At 48.2% G+C, this 22,119-nt stretch carries 24 protein-coding genes; all 24 read right to left on the bottom strand.

Annotation, left to right across the window (positions count from 1 at the left end; translation table 11 throughout):
* Window positions 1-44: 44 nt before the first annotated feature.
* The gene (gene atpG / locus ACFSUO_RS08530) at window positions 45-911 is read right to left on the bottom strand and encodes an ATP synthase F1 subunit gamma (protein WP_382393046.1); all 867 of its coding nucleotides are present in this window, start codon (window positions 909-911) and stop codon (window positions 45-47) included.
* Between the two features lie 99 nt (window positions 912-1,010).
* A complete protein-coding gene (gene atpA / locus ACFSUO_RS08535; RefSeq protein ID WP_382393048.1) occupies window positions 1,011-2,522 on the bottom strand; it encodes a F0F1 ATP synthase subunit alpha in 1,512 nt (503 codons plus the stop codon).
* Between the two features lie 21 nt (window positions 2,523-2,543).
* Window positions 2,544-3,086: a F0F1 ATP synthase subunit delta gene (locus ACFSUO_RS08540; RefSeq protein WP_382393050.1), complete on the bottom strand. Its 543-nt coding sequence runs from the start codon at window positions 3,084-3,086 to the stop codon at window positions 2,544-2,546.
* A complete protein-coding gene (gene atpF / locus ACFSUO_RS08545; protein WP_382393052.1) occupies window positions 3,083-3,607 on the bottom strand; it encodes a F0F1 ATP synthase subunit B in 525 nt (174 codons plus the stop codon). The genes ACFSUO_RS08540 and atpF overlap by 4 nt, the downstream gene beginning before the upstream one ends.
* A 141-nt stretch (window positions 3,608-3,748) precedes the next feature.
* A complete protein-coding gene (gene atpE, locus ACFSUO_RS08550) occupies window positions 3,749-3,955 on the bottom strand; it encodes a F0F1 ATP synthase subunit C (RefSeq protein WP_382393054.1) in 207 nt (68 codons plus the stop codon).
* A 97-nt stretch (window positions 3,956-4,052) separates the two neighbouring features.
* The gene (atpB, locus tag ACFSUO_RS08555; protein WP_382393056.1) at window positions 4,053-4,775 is read right to left on the bottom strand and encodes a F0F1 ATP synthase subunit A; all 723 of its coding nucleotides are present in this window, start codon (window positions 4,773-4,775) and stop codon (window positions 4,053-4,055) included.
* Window positions 4,776-4,794: 19 nt separating this feature from the next.
* Complete coding sequence (locus ACFSUO_RS08560) at window positions 4,795-5,163, bottom strand: ATP synthase subunit I (RefSeq protein WP_382393058.1); 369 nt, start codon at window positions 5,161-5,163, stop codon at window positions 4,795-4,797.
* 536 nt (window positions 5,164-5,699) lie between these two features.
* Window positions 5,700-7,913: a S8 family serine peptidase gene (locus ACFSUO_RS08565; RefSeq protein ID WP_382393060.1), complete on the bottom strand. Its 2,214-nt coding sequence runs from the start codon at window positions 7,911-7,913 to the stop codon at window positions 5,700-5,702.
* Window positions 7,819-8,364, bottom strand: coding sequence for a hypothetical protein (locus ACFSUO_RS08570; RefSeq protein ID WP_382393062.1), 546 nt, complete (start codon window positions 8,362-8,364; stop codon window positions 7,819-7,821). The genes ACFSUO_RS08565 and ACFSUO_RS08570 overlap by 95 nt, the downstream gene beginning before the upstream one ends.
* 13 nt (window positions 8,365-8,377) lie before the next feature.
* Window positions 8,378-8,530, bottom strand: coding sequence for a hypothetical protein (locus ACFSUO_RS08575; protein WP_382393064.1), 153 nt, complete (start codon window positions 8,528-8,530; stop codon window positions 8,378-8,380).
* Between the two features lie 241 nt (window positions 8,531-8,771).
* Window positions 8,772-9,887 carry a non-hydrolyzing UDP-N-acetylglucosamine 2-epimerase gene (gene wecB / locus ACFSUO_RS08580; protein WP_382393066.1) on the bottom strand — a complete coding sequence of 372 codons (1,116 nt, stop codon included), beginning with the start codon at window positions 9,885-9,887 and terminating at the stop codon, window positions 8,772-8,774.
* Window positions 9,888-9,903: 16 nt separating this feature from the next.
* Entirely contained in the window at window positions 9,904-10,533 is a 630-nt protein-coding gene (upp, locus tag ACFSUO_RS08585) for a uracil phosphoribosyltransferase (protein WP_382393068.1), read from the bottom strand.
* A 752-nt stretch (window positions 10,534-11,285) separates the two neighbouring features.
* Window positions 11,286-12,521, bottom strand: coding sequence for a serine hydroxymethyltransferase (locus ACFSUO_RS08590; protein ID WP_382393070.1), 1,236 nt, complete (start codon window positions 12,519-12,521; stop codon window positions 11,286-11,288).
* A 60-nt stretch (window positions 12,522-12,581) separates the two neighbouring features.
* A complete protein-coding gene (locus ACFSUO_RS08595) occupies window positions 12,582-13,133 on the bottom strand; it encodes a TIGR01440 family protein (protein WP_382393166.1) in 552 nt (183 codons plus the stop codon).
* Window positions 13,134-13,284: 151 nt separating this feature from the next.
* A complete protein-coding gene (gene rpiB / locus ACFSUO_RS08600; protein ID WP_382393072.1) occupies window positions 13,285-13,725 on the bottom strand; it encodes a ribose 5-phosphate isomerase B in 441 nt (146 codons plus the stop codon).
* 137 nt (window positions 13,726-13,862) lie between these two features.
* The gene (locus tag ACFSUO_RS08605) at window positions 13,863-14,441 is read right to left on the bottom strand and encodes a low molecular weight protein arginine phosphatase (protein WP_382393074.1); all 579 of its coding nucleotides are present in this window, start codon (window positions 14,439-14,441) and stop codon (window positions 13,863-13,865) included.
* Between the two features lie 437 nt (window positions 14,442-14,878).
* Window positions 14,879-15,433, bottom strand: a complete 555-nt coding sequence (locus tag ACFSUO_RS08610; protein WP_382393076.1) for a manganese efflux pump MntP — start codon at window positions 15,431-15,433, stop codon at window positions 14,879-14,881.
* A gap of 134 nt (window positions 15,434-15,567) precedes the next feature.
* Window positions 15,568-16,590, bottom strand: a complete 1,023-nt coding sequence (locus ACFSUO_RS08615; RefSeq protein WP_382393078.1) for an L-threonylcarbamoyladenylate synthase — start codon at window positions 16,588-16,590, stop codon at window positions 15,568-15,570.
* Window positions 16,591-17,411: 821 nt separating this feature from the next.
* Window positions 17,412-17,813, bottom strand: a complete 402-nt coding sequence (locus ACFSUO_RS08620; protein ID WP_382393080.1) for a hypothetical protein — start codon at window positions 17,811-17,813, stop codon at window positions 17,412-17,414.
* A 60-nt stretch (window positions 17,814-17,873) separates the two neighbouring features.
* Window positions 17,874-18,491: a stage II sporulation protein R gene (spoIIR, locus tag ACFSUO_RS08625; protein WP_382393082.1), complete on the bottom strand. Its 618-nt coding sequence runs from the start codon at window positions 18,489-18,491 to the stop codon at window positions 17,874-17,876.
* Between the two features lie 264 nt (window positions 18,492-18,755).
* Window positions 18,756-19,613: a peptide chain release factor N(5)-glutamine methyltransferase gene (gene prmC / locus ACFSUO_RS08630; protein ID WP_382393084.1), complete on the bottom strand. Its 858-nt coding sequence runs from the start codon at window positions 19,611-19,613 to the stop codon at window positions 18,756-18,758.
* Between the two features lie 3 nt (window positions 19,614-19,616).
* Window positions 19,617-20,687, bottom strand: coding sequence for a peptide chain release factor 1 (gene prfA, locus ACFSUO_RS08635; RefSeq protein ID WP_382393086.1), 1,071 nt, complete (start codon window positions 20,685-20,687; stop codon window positions 19,617-19,619).
* 472 nt (window positions 20,688-21,159) lie between these two features.
* Entirely contained in the window at window positions 21,160-21,363 is a 204-nt protein-coding gene (locus ACFSUO_RS08640; RefSeq protein WP_382393088.1) for a hypothetical protein, read from the bottom strand.
* Window positions 21,356-21,625 carry a hypothetical protein gene (locus tag ACFSUO_RS08645; protein WP_382393090.1) on the bottom strand — a complete coding sequence of 90 codons (270 nt, stop codon included), beginning with the start codon at window positions 21,623-21,625 and terminating at the stop codon, window positions 21,356-21,358. The genes ACFSUO_RS08640 and ACFSUO_RS08645 overlap by 8 nt, the downstream gene beginning before the upstream one ends.
* Window positions 21,626-22,119 lie beyond the last annotated feature (494 nt).

Here is a 22,119-nt window from a genome sequence, read left to right on the forward strand (position 1 = left end):
ACTTGTTCTGCAGCATCTGCAAAACAGCCTGCTGATAAAATTATTTATTCGAGTGCAGCCACTCCACCAATGATTTCGTTGATTTCCTGTGTGATCGCCGCTTGACGTGCACGGTTGTAAGACAATGTCAAATCATCGATAAGGTCATTCGCATTATCGGTTGCATTGCGCATGGCCGTCATCCGTGCTGCGTGCTCACTGGCTTTGCCGTCCAGAAGCGCACCGTAAATCAGGCTTTCCGCATATTGCGGCAGCAGCACTTTCAGAATCTGCTCCTGATCTGGTTCGTACTCGTACTGGCTGACACTAGAGGCTCCACTTTCCTGCCCAATGTCGGTCAGCGGGAGCAGTTTTTTGGACGTGACCACTTGCGAGATGGCACTAACATAATGGTTGTAGACCATTTTCAGTTCATCAATTTCCCCATCAATAAACATTTGCACCGTTTCTGCCGCAAGTTCTTTAATATCATTAAAATCCGGCTGGTCTGCCATACCAATGATATGCTTCGTCACCGGCATATTGCGCTTCTTGAAAAAGTCATAGCCGACACGTCCGATAACAAGAATGGTATATTCATCCGTCGATTGGTGGTTTTGATGAATGGTTTCATATGTCTTTTTCAGAACGCTGCTGTTATAGGCACCGGCCAGGCCGCGGTCAGATGTAATGACGAAATAGCCGGTTTTCTTTACTTCCCGTTTCTGCAGCAGTGGATGAGATGCATCAACGCTGCTGCCTGCGATATTAGCGACCACTTCCTGAATCTTTTCGCTATATGGCACAAATGCCTTTGCATTTGCTTCTGCTTTGTTCATTTTGGAAGCGGAAACCATCTCCATCGCTTTGGTGATCTTTTTCGTTTTTGATGTTGAATCAATACGTTTTTGTATATCTCTAAGGGATGCCAAGCTTTGTTCACCACCCTTCCTTCACAAAGAGGCAGGAGGTCAGAGGTCATATTCCGGCAATCGGGACCTCTATTCCAAACCTGTTCTTATCGTCCGTTATTACTTTTCAGTCGGCATAAATTTCTTTTTGAATGCTTCGACTGCTTCATTCATGTCTTCTGCTTCCGCTAGTTTACCTGTTTCGCGGATAACGGAAAGCAGTTCACTGCGGTTTTCATCGAGCCATATATGGAATTCATCCTCGAATCTTGTCACATCCTCGACTGCAATGTCATCAAGGAATCCTTTTGTCAGGGCGTAGATGATCATAACCTGTTTTTCAACGGCCAGCGGTTTATGCAGCCCCTGCTTCAGCACTTCAACTGTGCGGGCACCACGGTCAAGCTTGGCCTGTGTTGATTTGTCAAGGTCCGAACCGAACTGTGCGAATGCTTCCAGTTCACGGAAGGACGCAAGGTCAAGACGCAGTGTTCCGGCAACCTTCTTCATCGCCTTCCGCTGTGCCGAACCACCAACACGGGATACCGACAGACCTGCGTTAATCGCCGGACGTACACCGGAGAAGAACAAGTCGGACTGCAGGAAGATTTGTCCGTCCGTGATGGATATGACGTTCGTCGGGATATAGGCACCGATATCGCCAGCTTGGGTTTCAACAAATGGCAGTGCGGTAAGCGATCCCCCACCTTTATCGTCATTCAGTTTCGCTGCACGCTCCAATAGACGTGAATGCAGGTAGAAAACGTCCCCTGGGAATGCTTCACGGCCTGGCGGGCGGCGCAGCAGCAAGGAAAGTTCGCGGTATGCAGCGGCTTGTTTTGTCAGGTCATCATAGACAACAAGCACGTGCTTGCCGTTATACATAAACTCTTCACCCATGGACACCCCTGCATATGGTGCAAGGTACAATAGTGGTGCAGGTTCTGACGCGCCGGCGGACACGACAATGGTCTTGTCAAGCACACCGTGGCGGCGGAATGTTTCCACTGTTGAGCGGACGGTTGAGTCCTTCTGTCCGATTGCCACATAGATACAGAGCATATCTTCTTCTTTTTGGTTCAAAATTGTATCGACTGCGATGGTTGTTTTCCCTGTCTGACGGTCACCGATGATTAATTCACGCTGTCCGCGGCCGATTGGCACCAATGCGTCAATCGCTTTAATACCGGTCTGCAGCGGCTCGTCAACGGACTGCCGATCCATGATGGATGGTGCAGGTGACTCAATGGCGCGGTTTTTTGATGTTTCCACTGGACCTTTGCCGTCAATCGGCTGTCCAAGCGGGTTCACCACGCGTCCAAGAAGATCCTCCCCAACAGGTACTTGCATGACCCTGCCTGTACGGCGGACCTCATCGCCTTCTTTAATATCTGCATACGGGCCTAGTATGACGATACCGACGTTTGATTCTTCCAGGTTCTGCGCCATACCCATGACACCGTTCGAAAATTCAACTAGCTCACCGGCCATGGCATCATCAAGGCCATGAGCACGTGCGATACCATCACCGATTTCAATAACCGTGCCAACATCGCTGACTTCGATATCAGAGTCAAAATTCTCGATTTGCTGTTTAATCAGCGAACTGATTTCTTCAGCTTTGATGCTCATACCATTTCACCCCTATCTTCATTAGTTTGCCGTTAAAATACCCCGTTCGATCCGTTTCAGTTTGCCTTGAATAGATCCATCGTAAATGGTGTTGCCAATCCGCAGCTTAATGCCACCGATGACCGATGGATCAACAACGGATGTAATCTTGATTGCCTGTTTGCCGAAACGCTTGGCAAACGTCTTCTCAAGGCGCTCCTTCTCCGTCTGTGACAACTCCCGAATGGAATAAACGGTGGCTTCTTCCATACCTTTCGCATCGTTCACCAAGCGGATAAAATGGTCAATAACGGACGGCACGATGTCAATACGATGCCGCTCTGCCAAGAGATGCAGCAAGTTGACAACATCGGCCGAGAACGATTGGAACACGTTATTAATGAATTGTTCCTTTTGTTCATTATTCACTCGCGGATGCTTCAGGAATGGCACCAGTTCGTTGTTTTCATCAAAAGTGGTTTTCAGGACATGAAACTCTTCGGCTAATTGATCCATTGTTCCTTTTTCATTGCCTAGCTGGAAAAGCGCCTCCGCATAACGTTTTGCAACGGCTGCATCACTCATCGCTCTTCTCCTGCCTCTTTAATATACTCATCAATCAGTTTTTCCTGATCCTGTGCACTGATTTCTTTTTCAATCACTTTGCTAGCAATTTGTACGGATAGTGAAGCCACTTTGTCCTGAAGTGCCTGAATGGCTTTCTCTTTTTCATTTGCGATTTCTTCCTGCGCTGATTCTTTAATGCGCTCAGCTTCCTGGCGAGCATTATTGATAATCTCATGTTCCTGCTTGGCGCCAGTGCTTTTCGCATCATCTATAATCTGCTGTGCTTCCTGCTTTGTCTGTTTCAATTGATCTGCTGCTTCTGCCTGCGCTTTTTCAGCTTCCTCACGACTCTTTTCTGCAGCTTCGATTTCATTCGCGACATATTCTTCGCGCTTTTGCATAACGCCCATCAACGGTCCCCATGCAAATTTACGCAGAAGTATGAGCAAAACGATAAAGAAGAACAGCTGGGTTGCCATTGTACCAACCTCAAGCCCGCCAAGTCCTGCATAAAGCGGCATACTGGTGAATGCTTGCACAGTATTCACTCCTTTCACATTACATATCAAAAACAACCAACAATATCATTAAGTTAGAGTCATCCAAGTATAAAACAACGGCGAAGTCTCTTTGACGAGTTAATCTTCGCCATTATTGATGGTGCCTGTTCATCCAGTCCATTACATAACGATTAATGCAATAACAACGGCGATGATCGGTACTGCCTCAACCAAACCGACACCAATGAACATCGTTGTCTGCAATTGGCCTCTAAGTTCAGGCTGACGCGCGATTCCTTCGACCGTACGACTTACGATTAGACCGTTACCTACACCGGCACCCAATGCCGCCAAACCTACTGCTAATGCTGCTGCTAAAGCTCCCATAATATAAATCCTCCTCAAATTAGTTGTATTAGTTTTAAGTACATTCCTTATTCAGCACATTTCTGCTGAAAGGGATAACTTACCATGTTCTTAAGTCTTAATGTTCGCTTGATACTTTGTGTGACATGTACACCAGTGTCAGGATTGTAAAAATAAATGCCTGGATTGTGCCAACAAACACACTGAATCCCTGCCATGCCAGCATTGGGACGGCTCCGCCCAGGAATCCGAGAAAACCTGATGCTGTCAGTCCGGCTAACAGTGACAACAGCACCTCACCAGCGTAAAGGTTACCAAACAGACGAAGACCTAACGTTAAGGTGTTTGAGAATTCTTCGATGACTTTGATTGGCAGAAATGCTGGGAATGGCCGTAAGAAGTCCTTCCCGTATTCTTTTCCTCCACGTATTTTAATTCCATAATAGTGGGTCATTACAATCACCATCGAAGCTAACGTCAGGGTAATGCCAGGGTCTGCTGTCGGTGATTTCCACCATAATTCATCACCGAATGTCATCAAGGTCATGACCCCCAGCATATTACTTACAAAAATGTAAGTAATGAGTGTTAGTACAAACGGCAGGAAAATTCTGCCAGTTTTCCAATCCATTGTGTCACTAATCATGCCTTTAACAAAATCAACAATCCATTCCATGGCATTCTGTGCTCCTGACGGCTTCATTTGAAGTTTCCTAGAAGCAAGGACACAAAGGATAAACACGATGAGGGAGGCTATCGCCGTCATAAGAACAGTGGACAAGTTGAAATCCAGCCAGGCTATCCCCCACACATCATTCGCCATTGGTGCTTCATGATCCATCTTTTTTCACCCCCAAGCACTATTCCTTAGATTTGAACATAAAAAAATCTATCACAATGACTAGATAGGATGTCATTAATCCAATTAAAACAGAAACCATGTCGAAATATTCAGCGAATCGAAGTGCAATAATCACAGCAAAGACTGCTGCTGCCATCCGGGACATGCTGCCAAGCCCGCTTGCCGATTCATTCCTTTGTACAGATTCAGCAAATGCATTAATTTTTCGCTGGAGCAGCCATAGGTTGTACAAACTGACAGAACCACCTAAAAAAAGTCCGAGGAAAATATGTGGATATGGTGTGAAACCTGCCCCCAGCATGAATGCTGCTAAAAGATAAAACATCCACTTGCGCTGCCTGCTGACCATATTTTCATAGTACGACATGATTTGACTCTTCTCCCGGGGAATTGACATGATAGTCTGTTCCTGATTGATTGCGCAGAATGTTGGCAAAAGTGTGAGGTAAATCACTGCTCATATGGAACAACTATCATAGAATTATATAAGGTGAACGTTCAAAAGCCATGAAACCCTTACCATTCCACACTAAGCTAGTGTACATTAGCCCTACCCCATTGTCAATTAGTACGAGTATAAAAAAACACTTCCATCTGCTGCCAGTTTCATCTTTGCATTATCACGCTTCTGCCACACTTCTGCCGGGTCATGACCTCCGTTTGTCACTCCCATTATAAAGGAAAAAACGGCCTGGCAGTATGAACATTATGTGACAACTTTACGTTTGTCTGTTCATATAGTGATGCCAGGCCGGTTTGCCGGATTTGTGTCACGTTATGACGTTTTATGCGGTTGTTCGATGTGTAGTATTGAGCCCGCGGACCCCGAGTACATCATCACTGTGGCGGTCCTCGTCCTAAGTGCTGTCAGTCGAATTGCGTCCAGCATCCTTTTGCCGCCTGTTACGTTGCATGCTGCGGGATTTGCAGTTCTGTCTGATAACTTTCCATCTTGCCGTTTTCAAGTTTTACCGTAATGACAGCCCGGTAGTTGCCTGGTTTGCCAAGCTTCTCGACCGGCAGGGTTCCTTTGTTCAGGCCTACTTGAAGATCGTCAGACTGCACCAATGTCCTATCATGCACCAATGTGTCCATACTGTACAGATTGACTTCGATACGTTCGGCCGGATCAGGCAAATATAACTGATACGCGTATGTGTCATCAGAAAACGGTTTTAACGAAAAGCCGAATCCCATTGCTTTTGGATAATCCGCTGCTTTGTTCACAAACAGATAAGGCATTTCATATTGCTGATCACCCCTGTTCAGCGTCACCCAGCCTTGATGGATTCCTTTATCGAGCATTTCGCTGTTAATACTTGCCGCAATGGTGAGCTGTTTGGACTTACCCGGTTTTAACGTGAATGATCCTGGGAGCCGCCAGTTTATTCCTTTTTGGTGATCCGGTGCGGAAAGCGAATACGACTGTTTCGTATCCGACGTATTGGTAACCGTTACGGTGATGTCTTTTGTCTCATGAAGTTCGGTGATTTTGCCAAATGACAGCAATGGGTCATCCATGATCGTTTTTGTGTTGATAGCTTGTTTCGGCTGAATTTCACCCGGTCCCTGGCTGATTGGTGCGAGCGGTTTTCCGCTGGCGTTTTGGATTTGTTTAGCTGTCGTTTTTATGGATCCGACGAGCTGGCTGATGTCCCAGTCAGGGTGTGCTTCCATCAGCAGCGCCATCACACCGGTTACGTGCGGAGCGGCCATGCTCGTTCCCTGCAAATGACGATAGCCGCCTGGGACCGTACTCAAAATATTCGTTCCCGGTGCGCTGATGCCAGGCTTCAGATCCCAATTCACGGTGACAGGGCCGCGCGAACTGAATGCCGCCATCTGTTTTTCTGTCTGCTTGTATTTGGTATCCATGTACAGACCGTCGTTCGTTGCCTTTTCCACAAGCCATTTTCCATCTTTTTTCGTTATCGATGCAGTGGGAATGGTGACAGGATCCTTAGGGTTTTGAACCATCCCCTGAAACAGCCCAGGCTCGTTGTTGTAAATGAGCACTGCTTTCGCGCCCGCTTCTTCCGCCTGTTTCGCCATTTCGTGAAAAGGCGTTTTGCTGCGCTCCATCAGCGCTATTTTGCCACGGACATTTCCGCTTGAGAATGGCTGAATTTTATAATCCTTCGTCAAATTCCAGTCAACAGACCCTTGCATAAGCTGCAGAGGAATTTTTTTGTCGTGAAGCGATTCCTCCAGATACGGCACTGTCTGTGGATAAGCTGCTGCGCCGACGGATAATGCATTGGCGGCAGTGGCCGGGGAGCCGATCGTCCACTTGCCCGGACCATCGTTGCCATTCGCGATGACCACCGGCACACCGAGGGCGACGGCACGGTTCACCGCTGTGCTGGTCGGAAAATCCGGCCCATTAATGGCATTGCCGACCGAAAGATTAATCACATCCGCCCCGTCTTCCACCGCCTGTTCCAACGCAGCAATAACTTGAACGGACGTCCCCCTTCCACCCGGACCAAGCGCACGGTAAGCGTACAACTCTGCATCCGGGGCTACTCCCTGAAGGTCACCATCTGCGGCAATAATCCCGGCGACATGGCTCCCGTGCTGAGTCGGCATTCCTTCTTTTGCAGTCGTTTCCATCGGATCGTCATCCAGATCGACAAGGTCATAACCACCGGCAAAATTCGCCTCCAAGTCCGGGTGGTTATAGTCAATCCCGGTGTCAATCACAGCTACTTGTACCCCTTCACCAGTATAGTCCGTATTGTTTAATGAAGAAGGCTTCACGCTGTCTTTTGTCGCTCCTTCCAAGCTGGACATGGGCTGTTTCGACGATCCGGTCTGGGTCTGATATGTCGTCACTGGATGAACGGCTGTAATGAAATCAACGGTATCCAGTTTTTCCAGCTGCTTCGGTTTTGCCTTCAAGGCGAGCCCCTTGAACAGCTTGTCATAAACGGTGATTACTTCGATGTATGGATGGTAAGTTTCCAAATATGTTTTGCGTTTGCCCGGGTTGCCATCCACTTCAATAATGACCGCCTCTTCTTTAGATTTTTTGGGTTCGGTCGTATGATCCCGGGCAGCGGCAGAAGCTGGCAGAATGAGCATAGCCGTAATGATCAGCAGCAAGAAATGCCGCATAGCAGAAGTCCCCTTTTTTTGATGAATGATATCCATTAGCATTTGAACATAAGAATGAATTCATGCACATGAAGAAGGGATGAGGATTGTGGCGGAGCGGTTTATGTTTGGAGTGGAGCGGTTGATTTTTGGAGTGGAGCGCACGTATGCTGGGTGAGCGGTTCCGGTTGATGTTTTTGGCGAAGGTTGATGTGGGTGGGCTCCGGTTGATGTTTGTGCGGATGGGGTAACGTGGGTGGGCTCCGGTTGATTCTTGTGGTCCACCGGTTGATATTTCGCGCATACCGGTTGATTCCTCATGCAAATCGGTTGATATCCGCCCCAATCCGGTTGATTCTTGTCGCCCATCGGTTGATATTTCACACATACCGGTCGATTCCTCATGCAATTCGGTTGATTCTTGTGCCGATCCGGTTGATTCTTGTCGCCCACCGGTTGATATTTCGCGCATACCGGTCGATTCCTCATGTAATTCGGTTGATTCCGCCCCGTTCCGGTTGATTCTTGTCGCCCACCGGTTGATATTTCACCCATACCGGTCGATTCCTCATGCAAACAGGTTGATTCCGCCCCGTTCCGGTTGATTCTTGTCGCCCGCCGGTTGATATTTCACGCATACCGGTCGATTCCTCATGCAAATCGGTTGATTCCGCCTCGATACGGTTGATTCTTGTCGCCCACCGGTTGATTTTCCACGCATTCCGGTCGATTCCTCATGCAAATCGGTTGATTCCGCCCCGTTCCGGTTGATTCTTGTCGCCCACCGGTTGATTTTCCACTAATAGCTGAGCTGGGACAAGGAGCCTGTCCCCACGTCCCAATAGGAAAGGATCCAGCCCCCGCTGGATCCTCTCTTTTTTATTTTTTGAAGTAAGTTTCGATGGCGTCGGCGATTCTGGATGATGCTTCTCCGTCGCCATACGGGTTGGAAGCTTTGGCCATGTTTTCATGGGCCTCTTCGTCGCTTAGTAGTTCATCGGCCATTTGGAAAATCTCATTTTCGTCGGTGCCTGCTAGTTTTAGCGTGCCTGCTTCAATGCCTTCCGGTCGCTCAGTTGTGTTGCGCAGGACAAGGACCGGCACGCCCAATGATGGCGCTTCTTCCTGCACGCCGCCTGAATCTGTCATGATCAGATGTGACTTGGCCGCGAAGTTATGAAAGTCCACAACGCCGAGCGGTTCAATCAGTCTGATCCGGTCATCATCGCCCAAAATGCTTGCTGCTGTTTCCTGCACCACCGGGTTAAGATGGACGGGATAGACAACTTGAATGTCACCATGCTCATCAACAAGCCGCTTGATTGCCCGGAACATTTGCTCCATATTGCTGCCGAGGTTTTCCCTGCGGTGTGCGGTGACAAGCACCAGCCGCCGGTCGCCAGCCTCGTCCATGATTGGGCTGGTGTAATCGTCATCAACGGTTGTTTTTAACGCGTCAATTGCCGTGTTCCCGGTAACGACAATGTTATCTACGGGTTTGTTTTCCTCCAGCAAATTATGTTTTGACTTATCTGTAGGTGCAAAATGCAAATCAGCCACGACACCCGTCAGTTGGCGATTCATTTCTTCCGGATACGGGGAATATTTATCCCACGTGCGCAGTCCTGCCTCAACGTGACCAACTGCTATCTGGTTATAATACGCGGCCAGTGACGCTGCAAATGTGGTCGTCGTGTCACCATGAACGAGTACCATGTCAGGCTCCGTCTCTTTCATGACCTCATCAAGGCCTTCGAGTGCACGTGTTGTGATTTGGGCCAACGATTGTTTCTTTTTCATGATATCCAGGTCAAAGTCGGGTGTAATGCCGAAAATTTCCATCACTTGGTCAAGCATTTCGCGGTGCTGTGCGGTTACCGCCACAATCGGCTCAAATACATCCGGACGTTTTTTCAGCTCCAGGACAAGCGGTGCCATTTTGATTGCTTCCGGTCTTGTCCCAAAAATGGTCATCACTTTTATCCGTCTCTTCACTTTTTACACCCCATTATTATTTCGTTCCATATAAACGGTCGCCTGCATCACCAAGCCCAGGAATAATATAGCCGTGCTCATTCAACCGTTCATCCAGCGCAGCAAGGAAAATGTCAACATCCGGATGTTCGTTCTGAATGACCTCAACGCCTTCTGGTGCCGCAACTAGGCACATAAGGCGGATTTGTTTGGCCCCACGCTTTTTCAGAGAATGGATAGCATCATTAGCCGACCCGCCCGTTGCCAGCATTGGATCGATCACAATCAGCTCGCGTTCCTCAATGTCTGATGGCAGCTTGATGTAATATTCATGCGGAGTCAATGTTTCCGGATCGCGGTACAGCCCAACGTGACCAACCCGTGCAGCAGGAATCAGCTTCAGCATGCCGTCCACCATGCCAAGGCCCGCACGCAGAATTGGAATCAGACCGATTTTTTTGCCGGCCAGCACATTGGTTGTCGACTCCATGACCGGTGTTTCGGTTGTTTTTTCCTGCAGCGGCAAATTCCTTGTAATTTCAAAAGCCATCAGCATGGCAACCTCGTCCACAAGCTCGCGGAACTCCTTCGTCCCCGTATGTTTATCACGTATGTACGTCAATTTATGCTGAATCAGCGGATGATCCAGTACATGCACTTTACCCATTTTCGCCGACACTCCTTATTATAAATGGCATCTTTAAAATTGTACTGAAAATCGGACATGCTTGCAAGTGGCCTTTATGTGATATTGGTGAATTGGCCGGTTGGTGAAGGGTGTCGCGCGAGTTTCCCGATTTTCGCGCGACTTTTGGTTCGGCTCGCGCGACTTTTTCGATTTTCGCGCGACTTTCGGCTCGGGACGCGCGACTTTCTCGATTTTCGCGCGACTTTCAGCTTGGGACGCGCGAGTTTCTCCGTTTTCGCGCGACTTTCCCGGTTTTCGCGCGACTTTTGGCTCGGCTCGCGCGACTTTCTCCGTTTTCGCGCGACTTTTGGCTCGGGACGCGCGACTTTCTCCGTTTTCGCGCGACTTTTGGCTTGGGACGCGCGAGTTTCCCCGTTTTCGCGTGACTTTCGGCTCGGCTCGCGCGACTTTCTCCGTTTTCGCGCGACTTTTGGCTCGGGACGCGCGACTTTCCCAGTTTTCGCGCGACTTTTGGCTCGGCTCGCGCGAGTTTCCCCGTTTTCGCACGACTTTTGGCTCGGGACGCGCGACTTTGGCCGGCTCTCGCTTGATTTGGCGCTCCCCTCGTTCGTTTTGAGTGGCTCTCGCTCGTTTTGCCACCACTCTCGCTCGATTTCCCCCGGCCCTCGCTCGATTTGCCCCGCCTCTCGCTCGATTCAACCGGGACAAAAAGTCTCTGTCCCCACGTTGCACGCAAAAGGATGCTCCTTATATAAGGAGCATCCTTGGTTTTATTGGTATACTGGAAATTTGTCGGTTAGGGATCGGACGCGTTGTTCAGCTTCTCTCAGCACGTTTTCATCCTCGTGATTTTTGAGGACGGATGCGATGATAGATGCTGTTTCCTTCATTTCGGTTTCTGTGAAGCCGCGTGTGGTGACGGCTGCTGTACCCATGCGGACACCGCTTGTGACGAATGGGCTCTCTTGATCAAATGGAATCGTGTTTTTATTTGCTGTGATTCCGATGTCATCGAGTGCTTTTTCGGCCGTTTTTCCTGTCAGATCCAGCGGGGTCACATCAAGCAGCACCAAATGATTATCGGTTCCGCCTGAGACGATGCGTACGCCTTCTTCCTTCAGTGCGTCGCTCAATGCCTGAGCGTTCCGGATAATCTGGTCGGCATACGTTTTGAAATCAGCAGACAAGGCTTCTTTGAACGAAACTGCTTTCGAAGCGATGACGTGCATCAGCGGGCCGCCCTGCATACGCGGAAACACGGCTTTATCGATTGTTTTTGCGTATTCTTCCTTGCACAAAATCATTCCGCCACGCGGGCCGCGCAGCGTTTTATGGGTGGTCGTTGTCACGATATCCGCATGCTCCACTGGGTTTGCATGAAGTCCGGCGGCGACAAGCCCGGCAATATGCGCCATATCCACCATCAAGTACGCGCCGACACTGTCAGCGATCTCCCGGAATTTGGCAAAATCTATCTCGCGTGAATAGGCGCTGGCACCGGCTACAATCATCTTCGGCTGGACTTCTTTCGCCCGTTCTAAAACAACATCATAATCAAGTTTTTCGGTTTCCTTGTCCACACCATAATCAACGACGTTATAAAGCTTTCCGCTGAAATTGACCGGACTTCCATGTGTCAAGTGACCACCATGGTTCAGATTCATTCCCAGGATGGTGTCACCCGGATCCAGAAAGGAAAAATAAACAGCCATATTTGCCTGTGCGCCCGAATGCGGCTGGACGTTGGCATGTTCAGCACCGAACAATTCTTTAGCCCGGTCCCGCGCGAGGTTTTCGGCAACATCCACATGTTCACAACCGCCATAATAGCGCTTGCCTGGATAACCTTCCGCATATTTGTTGGTCATAACCGAACCCATTGCTTTCATGACCGCTTCCGAGACAAAATTTTCAGATGCAATTAATTCAATTTTGTCATGCTGGCGCGTTTTTTCCGCCTGTATTGCTTCAAAAATTTCCTGATCCGCTTGTTTTAAATGTTCCATCATTGCTTCCCCCTTTATGTAGTGTCCTATCTTGGTCTTTCTGCTGCAGTTTGCTAAGTTTCACCTCTCGTAAACCGTGCGTTTGCCGCCAATCAGCCTCGGCCTTGAACGCGCAGCATTCACACGCGCGTTTCCGGCTGTGCGCTGATCAAATCGGAGCGGGACGGCAACCGGACGCAGGTGCATACCGATCATCGTCTCCCCAATGTCAATCCCGTGGTCGGCTATTAGCGACTCCGCGACGACCGGACGTTCCATGTGCTGAAAAGCGAACGATGCCATCGATCCGCCGGCTTCCCGGACAGGAACAGCCGTCACTTCGTCCAGTTGATGCCGCTCTACTATTTCTTTTTCCACGACCAGTGCGCGGTTGAGATGCTCACAGCACTGGAAGGCGAGTGCTATGCCGGTTTCTTGTTGCAGTGATGTTAATGCATCAAAAATAATAGATGCTAGCTCCTCACTGCCGGATGTGCCGATATGCGCGCCGGCAACTTCGCTCGTTGAACAGCCAATGACAGCGAGGTCGCCCGCCTGCAGATGGCCGCTTGATGCCCACTCGCTTACGATTTTCTCCATATCCTGCCTGACCTGCTGTTTCAGACGTTCCATATCACTCACTTGCAACCCCTCCCCCAGATTTCGACGTACAGGACGTATTAGTGTAGGCGATGATGTCACAGGATGTCGTGAATTTAGCCTGCAAACATACACTAGAGTCTCTTATGACGGGTCTTCCATAACCGCCACCGAATCCTACGCTCTACTGGTTTTCGTATGCGGCTACTTTATCCAGGCGGTTGGCGTGGCGGCCGCCGTCGAATTCCGTTTCAAGCCATGCTTTGGCAATTTCACGGGCAAGGCCTGGTCCAATCACCCGCTCACCCATGGCCAGTACGTTGGAGTCGTTGTGCTGGCGGGTCAGTTTGGCACTGTAGACATCGCTGACAAGTGCACAGCGAATTCCTTTTACTTTGTTGGCAGAAATGGACATCCCGATTCCTGTTCCACAAATAAAGATGCCGCGGTCAAATTCCCCATTCGCTACCCGTTCCGCTGCCGGCAGCGCATAATCGGGATAATCGACCGACGTTTCACAGGAACAGCCTGCATCTTCATAAGTAATGCCCATTTCCTCCAAAAGTTCAGCTACTTCATTGCGGATAGTCATTCCTGCGTGGTCTCCTGTTATCAGTACGTTCATGCCATTACGCCCCTTCTCTTCGTTGTTTGTTGTTTGCTGTCAGTGACCAGTATGTATGCCGACTGCACGCTGGCCGGGTCGACGCCGTATACGCGGCAACAACTCATGCCCGTCTGCAACAGCCGGCCTCATCGCCCCTAGTCATTCAGTTTTTTCAAAAGTTCATCCACGTATGTTTCCAATTCGGCCAACGTTTTCGCATACACACTCCGGTCTCCTCCGAATGGGTCGGAAATATCATAATTGATCAGCGTTCGTTCCAGACGCTGAATTTCCTCCCAATCGGCCTGCAGCTGCTGGCGATCCTGATCCGTCTGCTTTCTGGCAAGGCTGGTGCGCTTCATTTCATAATTGGCATACCGCTGCTTCAATTCATCCCATATTTCTTTATCGGCATGGGATACATATTCTTTCAGTGTGTAAAACCTTTCCTGAAAGTTCGGATATTCCAAAATCAGCGACTGTTTATGCTGTGTCGTCATGGTCAGCACCAGGTCCGCCCAATTGAGCAGTTCATCTGTAACCGGCTGTGATGCTGTATCCATGGAAATTCCTTTTTCTTTCAAAACGTCGACTGCCATGTCATTCGGACGCTGGTTCTTCACGGCAAAAATGCCTGCTGACTGCACCTCAGCACCAGGCATTCGATGTTTCAAGAGCGCTTCCGCCATCGGGCTCCGGCACGTATTTCCGGTGCAAACAAACAAAATTTTCATCGAGGAACCTCCGATTTCTACTTCCATATTTAAACTATACCATACAATTGGTCCTATTGTCAGAAAAAAATGAGGAAAATCACCGTTCCCATCATCCCCATTTCCTGCATGTGCGTGTTCAAAAAGGAGGATAAAAAGGACCGAGAATTTCGAGGCGGCGTAGTTTCGAGCAGAAGTAAAGCTACCCTGAACCGCTTCGCACGCAGGGAAAGTGTTCTTCTTTCCCAAGGAGCGGAATGTATGTGTTTAGATACATGAGCACAAGAAAGGCTTCCCTGAACCCGCATCGCACGCAGGAAAAGTGTATTTCTTTTCCAAGGAGCGAAGAAACAAGCCAACGAAGAAATTCGATGTGTCATTTTTACCGGACTTTTTGAACAACCTCTGCAAACAAAAAGACTTCCCGCCATACCGGCAGAAAGCCTATTCACCCAGGGTCAGCCAAACAGCACATGAAGGCCGAACCCGCAAAGAATGCTGCCGCCCAGTATTTCACTGTACACACCTAAAAACCCGTGCACTTTTCTGCCAAATATCAGACCGGCCCACGTCAGGATCATGCTCGCCGTCCCGAACATCAGCAGTGTGACAACCGTGCGCACGTCGGAAAGACCAAGGCTTAAGCCGACGGAAAAGCTGTCAAGACTGACACTGAGGGCAAAAAACAAAAGCCCGATTCCCGCCGGCTGGGCCAGTTGCGGTGCTTCATGGTTGAACGCCGAGAACACCATTTGCGCACCGATGCCAAACAACAAAAGTCCGCCGGCAAGCACGGTATACTCGCCAATCTGTGTTGATATGGCTTGTCCCAGAAGAATACCGATAAACGGCATAAGCATATGAAAAAACCCGATAATGATTCCAATCAGTGCGATTCGCTTCAGCCGGATCTTCTGCATTCCGAGACCAAGACTCACGGAAAAAGCATCCATCCCGAGCGCAATCGCCATAAACATGAGTGACACCAATTCTCCCACATAGTATGCTGCCATTCACAATCCTCCCCGGACATGCTACTTCAGCCTATGCACGGGGTGGAGTGGATATGTCTATAGCGTGCCGGAGCCCTTCCTGTCGTGCACCATCGCGCCCGGGGCTGCCTAAAGAGTTCCGCAGCAGGTGCAGGTTACTCGCTTATATATCCGGAGGCTGCTTTTTGCAGGCGATTCATAATGGCCTGGCCGATGCTCGTTTCCGGGAATGTTTCACATAAAATCACGTCAATGTCTTCGTTTTTAAACATGCGAAGTGCATCATAAATGTTCCTGGCAATATCCGGCAAATCCGTACCGAGCGAAACCATTTTATCTGCCTTAAGTTCAGCCGCTGTGTCAGTTCCGGCCATGACGCCGACCCGTTTTGATTGCTTCTGCTGGCGGTCAATGACTGCCTGTAAGTTTCCAGCCGGGCCATCCACAAGCCACATCGGAACGTCCGGTGCATAATGGGTATATTTCATGCCAGGTGCTTTAGGTTTTTCTGCAGTATTGGCCAGCGCCGGATCGACCATAACCATGCCGCATACACGTTCCAGCTGTTCTCTGGTGATGCCGCCTGGCCGCAAAATGACCGGAATTTCCTGTGTACAGTCAATGACAGTCGATTCCAGCCCAACCCCGGTCTGTCCTGCATCAACTAGACCAGCAATTTTGCCATGAAGATCACTCCACACATGATCGGCCGTCGTCGGACTTGGTTTGCCGGACAGGTTGGCACTGGGCGCGGCGATTGGTCTCTGACACGCTTTCAAGAGCGCCTGCGCAACCGGGTGACCAGGGATGCGCACCCCGATTGTGGATAAACCAGCTGTGACATTACGGGCACACGTACCGTTTTCCGGCAGCACCAACGTCAGCGGGCCGGGGGTAAATGCATCCACAAGCTTCTCAGCCACCGGTGGCAGTTTGTCCACAAGATAACGAAGCTGTTGCTTGCCAGCCACATGCGCAATCAGCGGGTTATCCTCAGGCCGGCCTTTTGCCTGGAAAATGCGTGATACAGCCGCCTCATTTGTTGCGTCTGCTCCAAGTCCATACACGGTCTCCGTTGGAATGGCAACGGTTTGTCCGTTTCGCAGCAAGTCCGCCGCTTCGTCTATCACATTGTTATCAATCTCGTCCTTATGCATTGTCCATCGTTTCGTTTCCATCGTCGCTGTCCCTCTTTTCTATCGTACATTGTAGACGATGGCGGGCTGCTAACGCAAAGAAAACTTGGTAATCACCCAGCCCAATAGGCTGGGTGATTGCCTTAGTTGCACTTATACTTGGGACATTAAAATTTTCACTGCGTCGAATAATCTTCTTAGCTAAAATTTTATACTTACCAGTATGAATTTCATAAATACTATTTTTGCTTAATATACGAACTTATAACTGAAAATACACTTAACCATTCGTGCTCCACCTTAGAAGATTGGAACGGAAGGCGGACGACTCCTGCGGGATAAGAGGCCTAGATGAGACCCCGCAAGGCGTTAGCCCAAAGTAAAGCTTCCATGAGTAGGCTTCGACCTGCGAGGAGTGCTGCATCCACAACCACACTTGCAACACGACGAGCATGAGGAGGCTCATTAGCCGCCCGCGGCAAAGAAGACACTGCGAAAGCGACCAAAGGAAGCTTAAGCAGATGTCGCACTTGTACCCGGAGTGGTGAAAGCGTCCGCCTGAAGTGGAAATCAAACGCAACAACCTAATTGTTCGTATTTTAAAGGTAGATATTGAATTATGAAATTCACTCACCAAAGTGAAAAAGAAAACAGCCTGCTCGTTTACCCACAGGCTGTCCACATCAAAACGGCTTCCCGAATGTTCTGTTTTCATCTACCCGACTCGGACAAAGCACATCTTCAGAACAGATTGCTAGCCATATAGATGCACATCTTTTCCACAGGCTGTGCATAAGTTGTTTATATTGTCCACTGCCATCAACAGGTTATCTACAGGACTCTGTTGATAATGTGGATATGTATCAGGAAACGTTGTATGTCCACCAATTTCCTTTCTCAACAGGCGCATCATGAACAAATTTATTTTCCTTTTGTGGATAAAACTGCAAGGCTTCGAGCAATACATCGACCATTGGCTGATGGCTGTGGACAAATACTTGTTTGGCTTCTTTCTTTTTCGCAAGGGCCAGGATTGTTTCCAATAAAACAGGCAAGGATCCTGCAGCGTTTTTCGTTACATAAAGCTGTTTCAGCCAGTATATCCCATCTTCTACCGTATCCATGACGAAACAGCCTTCAATCGTGCCCTCAATCTCAACGACATAGCCTTTTTCCAGCAGCAGTTCCTTTTCCACATCTTTATTGTCTTCCAAAAAGTTTTCCAGCTTTTCTTCCGATGCACGATTCGCCGCTATCAGTTCCATTTTATTCACCTCGAAGATTAGTAGTCATTTTTCTAGCATTTTATGCGGAAACTAGAGAAACTATGACCAGTCAAACCATTCAAAGAGAAAAAATTTCACCTCTGCCTCTTCTTTTTCTTCCTCTTCTTCGTCTGTTTCTTTTTCATCTTTTTCTTCTGCTTCTGCTACACTCGTTCCGTTTGAAAAGTCGAGGAAACATAAGGGCGGAAACAGAACGCACCACCAATTCGACCCTTGCCCTTCACCGAGCGTTATCAGGACGGCTTCATACTCGCCGGCAGGATACAGATACGAGCCGTAAAGCTTGGCAGGGAACGTCACATTCTTCCCATACTCGACGTTAAATGCCTGTTCTTTATTCTCTTCTTTTAGTACGCGTTCAACGATGTTTTTAATGTCAGGAACACGGTTATTGAGCATCGTCCGCGCCTTCTCAATACTCGTGATTTTCTCCACCCAGTCCGTTATAGCGGCATTCACTTCATCACGAACTTTCCGCTTCAGCTCCTGGTCTTCTTTCTTATCGCTGTTGGCCAGGATGCGCAGCCGGATTGCCTCATCCGGAATCACCTTCACATCTGAATCAGTATCTTTTTCCATAACTTCACTTGTGCTCGTAATAGGAATCGCAAATAATAGAATAAAAAATATAAAGACTGGAATCGTTACCTTCCTCATTATCAAAATCCCCTCTCCAACCTGTTTAGCAACAGTCTGGACAGAGGAAATCAAAAACATACTACCAATCTATTAGAAAAACATGGCTTTCACCAAGTTTTTCTAGTGAAAAGCCTTCGTTTTACTTATAAGGCCATCCATCATTTATACTTTCTGACGCTAGTAAAAAGTTGGGACTTAGTGACAGGCTTACTGTCCCGGGGGTTGGGACTTAGTGACAGGTTCATTGCCCCGGCCCCACCTGGGACAATGGGCCTATCCCAGTCAGGGAATCGTTGTGTGGGTGATGCGATTTTTACCGTTGATGTCGGGGTGGATGGCGGTGTCACTATTCGGGAGGTCACGCTGCATCAGGGACTTAATGGCTGGTCCCTGTTCATCGCCGATTTCCAAAAAGACGTGGCCGGGCCGTTTCATCACTTGCGGCAGATCGGCGATTATTTTTTTGTATGCGCTCATACCGTCAGAACCGGCAAACAGTGCCAGTTCCGGATCAAAATCTTTAACCGTGTCCGCCAGCGTCGACCGATCGGATTCCGCGATATACGGCGGGTTGGACACAAGGATGTCAGGCTGGAGATTTTCTTGCTTCAGCGGGACGAGGGAATCCCCATGCAGAAACGTCACGTCTGCCCCTAGCATGGCCGCATTTTGCCTGGCAATAGCGAGGGCGTCTTCCGAAATATCGGTTGCATAAACGATTGCTTGTGGAAGTTCCAGTGCCAGCGTAATCGCAATCACACCGCTCCCGGTGCCGATATCTACAATGGTCACCGGCTCGCGGGAAACAGTCTGCACAACTTTTTCCACAAGCTCTTCTGTCTCCGGTCTAGGGATGAGCGTATGCTCGTCCACCCGGAAATCACGGCCGTAAAAGGACGCTTTTCCAGTCAGATGCTCCAGTGGTACCCCCGTTTCTGCATGCTGCTCTATCCCTTGCCAAAATTGTTTTCGAACTGCCTCTGGAACAGGGTCACGCATCATCGTCAAAACATGAGTCCGCGACACTTGCAGACAATCCATCATTAGCAATTCGGCAAATTTGGGTTCCCGCCCATTTTCTTCTAAAAAAAGAGAAGCCCGGCGCAGGACTTCATACAATTTCACATCGTTTTTTTCCATCATTTAGTCACCGATCTCTTCAAGTTTTTTCGTCTGTTCCTCCAGAAGCAAGGCGTCGATGAATTCATCCAGCTTCCCTTCCATAATCTGATCCAGCTTTTGGATAGTGAGTCCGATGCGGTGATCGGTCACGCGTGATTGCGGAAAGTTATACGTGCGGATGCGCTCCGAACGGTCACCAGTGCCAACAGCTGACTTACGATTTTCATCAATTTCGGCTTGTGCTTCCTTCTGATACATGTCATAAATGCGCGCACGCAGCACTTTCATCGCTTTTTCCTTGTTTTTGATCTGCGACTTTTCATCCTGGCAGGACACGACAACGCCGGTCGGATCGTGGGTCAGGCGCACTGCAGACATCGTCGTATTCACGCTCTGGCCTCCCGGACCGCTTGATGCGAACGTGTCCACACGGATATCTTTCTCATTGATGTCCACTTCCACATCTTCCGCTTCCGGCAAAACCGCCACCGTTGCGGTCGATGTATGGATGCGGCCGCCAGATTCTGTTTCCGGGACACGCTGCACACGGTGGGCGCCATTTTCATATTTCAGCTTGGAGTAGGCCCCTGTTCCGTTGACCATGAAAATAATTTCCTTATAGCCGCCAACACCAGTCGAGTGCGCCTCGACCACGTCAATTTTCCAGCCATGATGCTCGGCATATTTGGCATACATCCGGTAAAGGTCACCAGCAAACAGTGCCGCCTCATCACCGCCTGCTGCCCCGCGAACTTCCATGAACACGTTCTTGTCATCATTGGGATCTTTCGGCAGCAGCAGTAATCTCAGCCGTTCTTCCAGCTGTTCCTTGTCTGTGGACAAATCTTCTATTTCCGACTTCGCCATATCTTTCATTTCTTCATCCGATTCTTCTTCCAGCAGCTCTTTCGCATCGTCCAGCTGCTGGGTTACATCTTTATACTGTCCGTATGCCTGCACAACTTCCTCCAGGTCAGACTGTTCTTTCGAGTATTCACGCAGTTTCGTCGTATCATTGATTACATCCGGGTCACTAAGCAATTCATTCAATTTATTATATCGGTCTTCCAGTGTTTGCAAACGGTCTAACACAACGGTCACCTCTTTTCGATTAACAGTCTAATTATAATATACGCACGATAGCAGGTCAAAATTAACACGAACTCACCGGATGTATCGCAGTGCCCGCCGCGGCCGTACAGGGGTCCCGTTTAAAAACTCAGCTATCCCCGTCTTTGTCCATTGATGATTTCTTAAGTTTATTTTGCATTGCGATTCATCCCCTTGTTTTACGTTTTTTACTCAACAAAATGGTCCTTATACATAAAACTGGCGCATGTCTATTCCGTTTTTTGCACCCGATTACGAAATATTTAACAACAAGACAGATCTGAATGAGAATTGTTCCTCAGATTTTTTCTAACCTCTTAAGTAAAAGAATCCCCCATTTGAATGGAGGCTCGATTTCTACTACCTTATTACTTTCTCTTCCAATAAACATTTTCTCTCTTATGTTTAATACCATCAATCCACACAACAGATTCTTCTTCATTAACTTCAAACACTAGAATTGATATAAACCAAGTCTTACCCAATAGCCTTTTAAAGTCCCATTTGGTATTTGTTTTGCAGTCAAAGTGGGCATATATGATAATCGTTTATAAGCATCCAAGTATATTCGTTCCTTAACTTCTGGAGGATAAGCAAGTATATTACTCAATTCATCAAGGGCAGTTTGTGACCAATAGACATTATAAGTTTTATTCACTTTCAAACTCCTTGATTTTGTTCTGGAGATACTTTAGTCCCTGCTCCTGATCATAAATACGTCCATTTGCACGATCTTCCCGACTTTTCTGTACTTGACGGATGAGTTCTTTATCCTTTGAAAAAAGGTCTAAATCCATTTGATCAATGGCTTCTCTTTCCCGTTTCATATTTAAATAACCAATAAAGTCATATACTTCAGCCGTATCTTCTTCGTGAATAAAGTCAATTAGCCGCTTTAGTTCTTCACGGTTAACACTCATTTTAAACACCGCCTTCTTATTTACTAACACCATTATACCATTGAATTAATTATTTCTAGAGCCCATCCTTATGTCAAACTAAAATTTATCCCCAAAAAATGATGAATATAACTTACCCTAAAAAATTGAAGCTACACTTATGAAGAAGCTTGTTATAACTGCAAAATCTGGCAGTACGAATGATTAAGTGTATTTTCAGTTATAAGTTCGTATATTAAGCAAAAAAAGTATTTATGAAATTCATTTTGATAAAAATTATGCAGATTAGCATACCACCACTGAGTACACCTATACCCAGACCCAACCATCTTCCAACATACGAGATCCAATCGGTCGGACAATTGAGATGGCTAAAGCCATCCCTTGTCCGAAGGCGATTCATCCCCCACCTACTCACTGGGGTTCCCCCTTCACATTTCTTGAGGTGGGGGTCTTCTCGCCTAAACAAGAATAAAAAATAGCGCACTAAATTTTATATGATTTAGTGCGCTAAA

The sequence above is a fragment of the Lentibacillus juripiscarius genome, from assembly GCF_042685205.1.
In the GTDB taxonomy this organism is placed as follows: domain Bacteria; phylum Bacillota; class Bacilli; order Bacillales; family Amphibacillaceae; genus Lentibacillus; species Lentibacillus juripiscarius.

Coding starts and splice junctions, on each gene's coding strand:
- atpA (WP_382393048.1), bottom strand. CDS start 2,522: ATGAGCATCAAAGCTGAAGAAATCAGTTCGCTGATTAAACAGCAAATC.
- ACFSUO_RS08540 (WP_382393050.1), bottom strand. CDS start 3,086: ATGAGTGATGCAGCCGTTGCAAAACGTTATGCGGAGGCGCTTTTCCAG.
- atpE (WP_382393054.1), bottom strand. CDS start 3,955: ATGGGAGCTTTAGCAGCAGCATTAGCAGTAGGTTTGGCGGCATTGGGT.
- atpB (WP_382393056.1), bottom strand. CDS start 4,775: ATGGATCATGAAGCACCAATGGCGAATGATGTGTGGGGGATAGCCTGG.
- ACFSUO_RS08560 (WP_382393058.1), bottom strand. CDS start 5,163: ATGTCGTACTATGAAAATATGGTCAGCAGGCAGCGCAAGTGGATGTTT.
- ACFSUO_RS08565 (WP_382393060.1), bottom strand. CDS start 7,913: ATGCGGCATTTCTTGCTGCTGATCATTACGGCTATGCTCATTCTGCCA.
- ACFSUO_RS08570 (WP_382393062.1), bottom strand. CDS start 8,364: ATGCGCGAAATATCAACCGGTGGGCGACAAGAATCAACCGGATCGGCA.
- ACFSUO_RS08575 (WP_382393064.1), bottom strand. CDS start 8,530: ATGCGTGAAATATCAACCGGCGGGCGACAAGAATCAACCGGAACGGGG.
- upp (WP_382393068.1), bottom strand. CDS start 10,533: ATGGGTAAAGTGCATGTACTGGATCATCCGCTGATTCAGCATAAATTG.
- ACFSUO_RS08590 (WP_382393070.1), bottom strand. CDS start 12,521: ATGGAACATTTAAAACAAGCGGATCAGGAAATTTTTGAAGCAATACAG.
- ACFSUO_RS08595 (WP_382393166.1), bottom strand. CDS start 13,133: ATGGAACGTCTGAAACAGCAGGTCAGGCAGGATATGGAGAAAATCGTA.
- rpiB (WP_382393072.1), bottom strand. CDS start 13,725: ATGAACGTACTGATAACAGGAGACCACGCAGGAATGACTATCCGCAAT.
- ACFSUO_RS08605 (WP_382393074.1), bottom strand. CDS start 14,441: ATGAAAATTTTGTTTGTTTGCACCGGAAATACGTGCCGGAGCCCGATG.
- ACFSUO_RS08610 (WP_382393076.1), bottom strand. CDS start 15,433: ATGGCAGCATACTATGTGGGAGAATTGGTGTCACTCATGTTTATGGCG.
- ACFSUO_RS08615 (WP_382393078.1), bottom strand. CDS start 16,590: ATGGAAACGAAACGATGGACAATGCATAAGGACGAGATTGATAACAAT.
- ACFSUO_RS08620 (WP_382393080.1), bottom strand. CDS start 17,813: ATGGAACTGATAGCGGCGAATCGTGCATCGGAAGAAAAGCTGGAAAAC.
- spoIIR (WP_382393082.1), bottom strand. CDS start 18,491: ATGAGGAAGGTAACGATTCCAGTCTTTATATTTTTTATTCTATTATTT.
- prmC (WP_382393084.1), bottom strand. CDS start 19,613: ATGGAAAAAAACGATGTGAAATTGTATGAAGTCCTGCGCCGGGCTTCT.
- ACFSUO_RS08645 (WP_382393090.1), bottom strand. CDS start 21,625: ATGAGTGTTAACCGTGAAGAACTAAAGCGGCTAATTGACTTTATTCAC.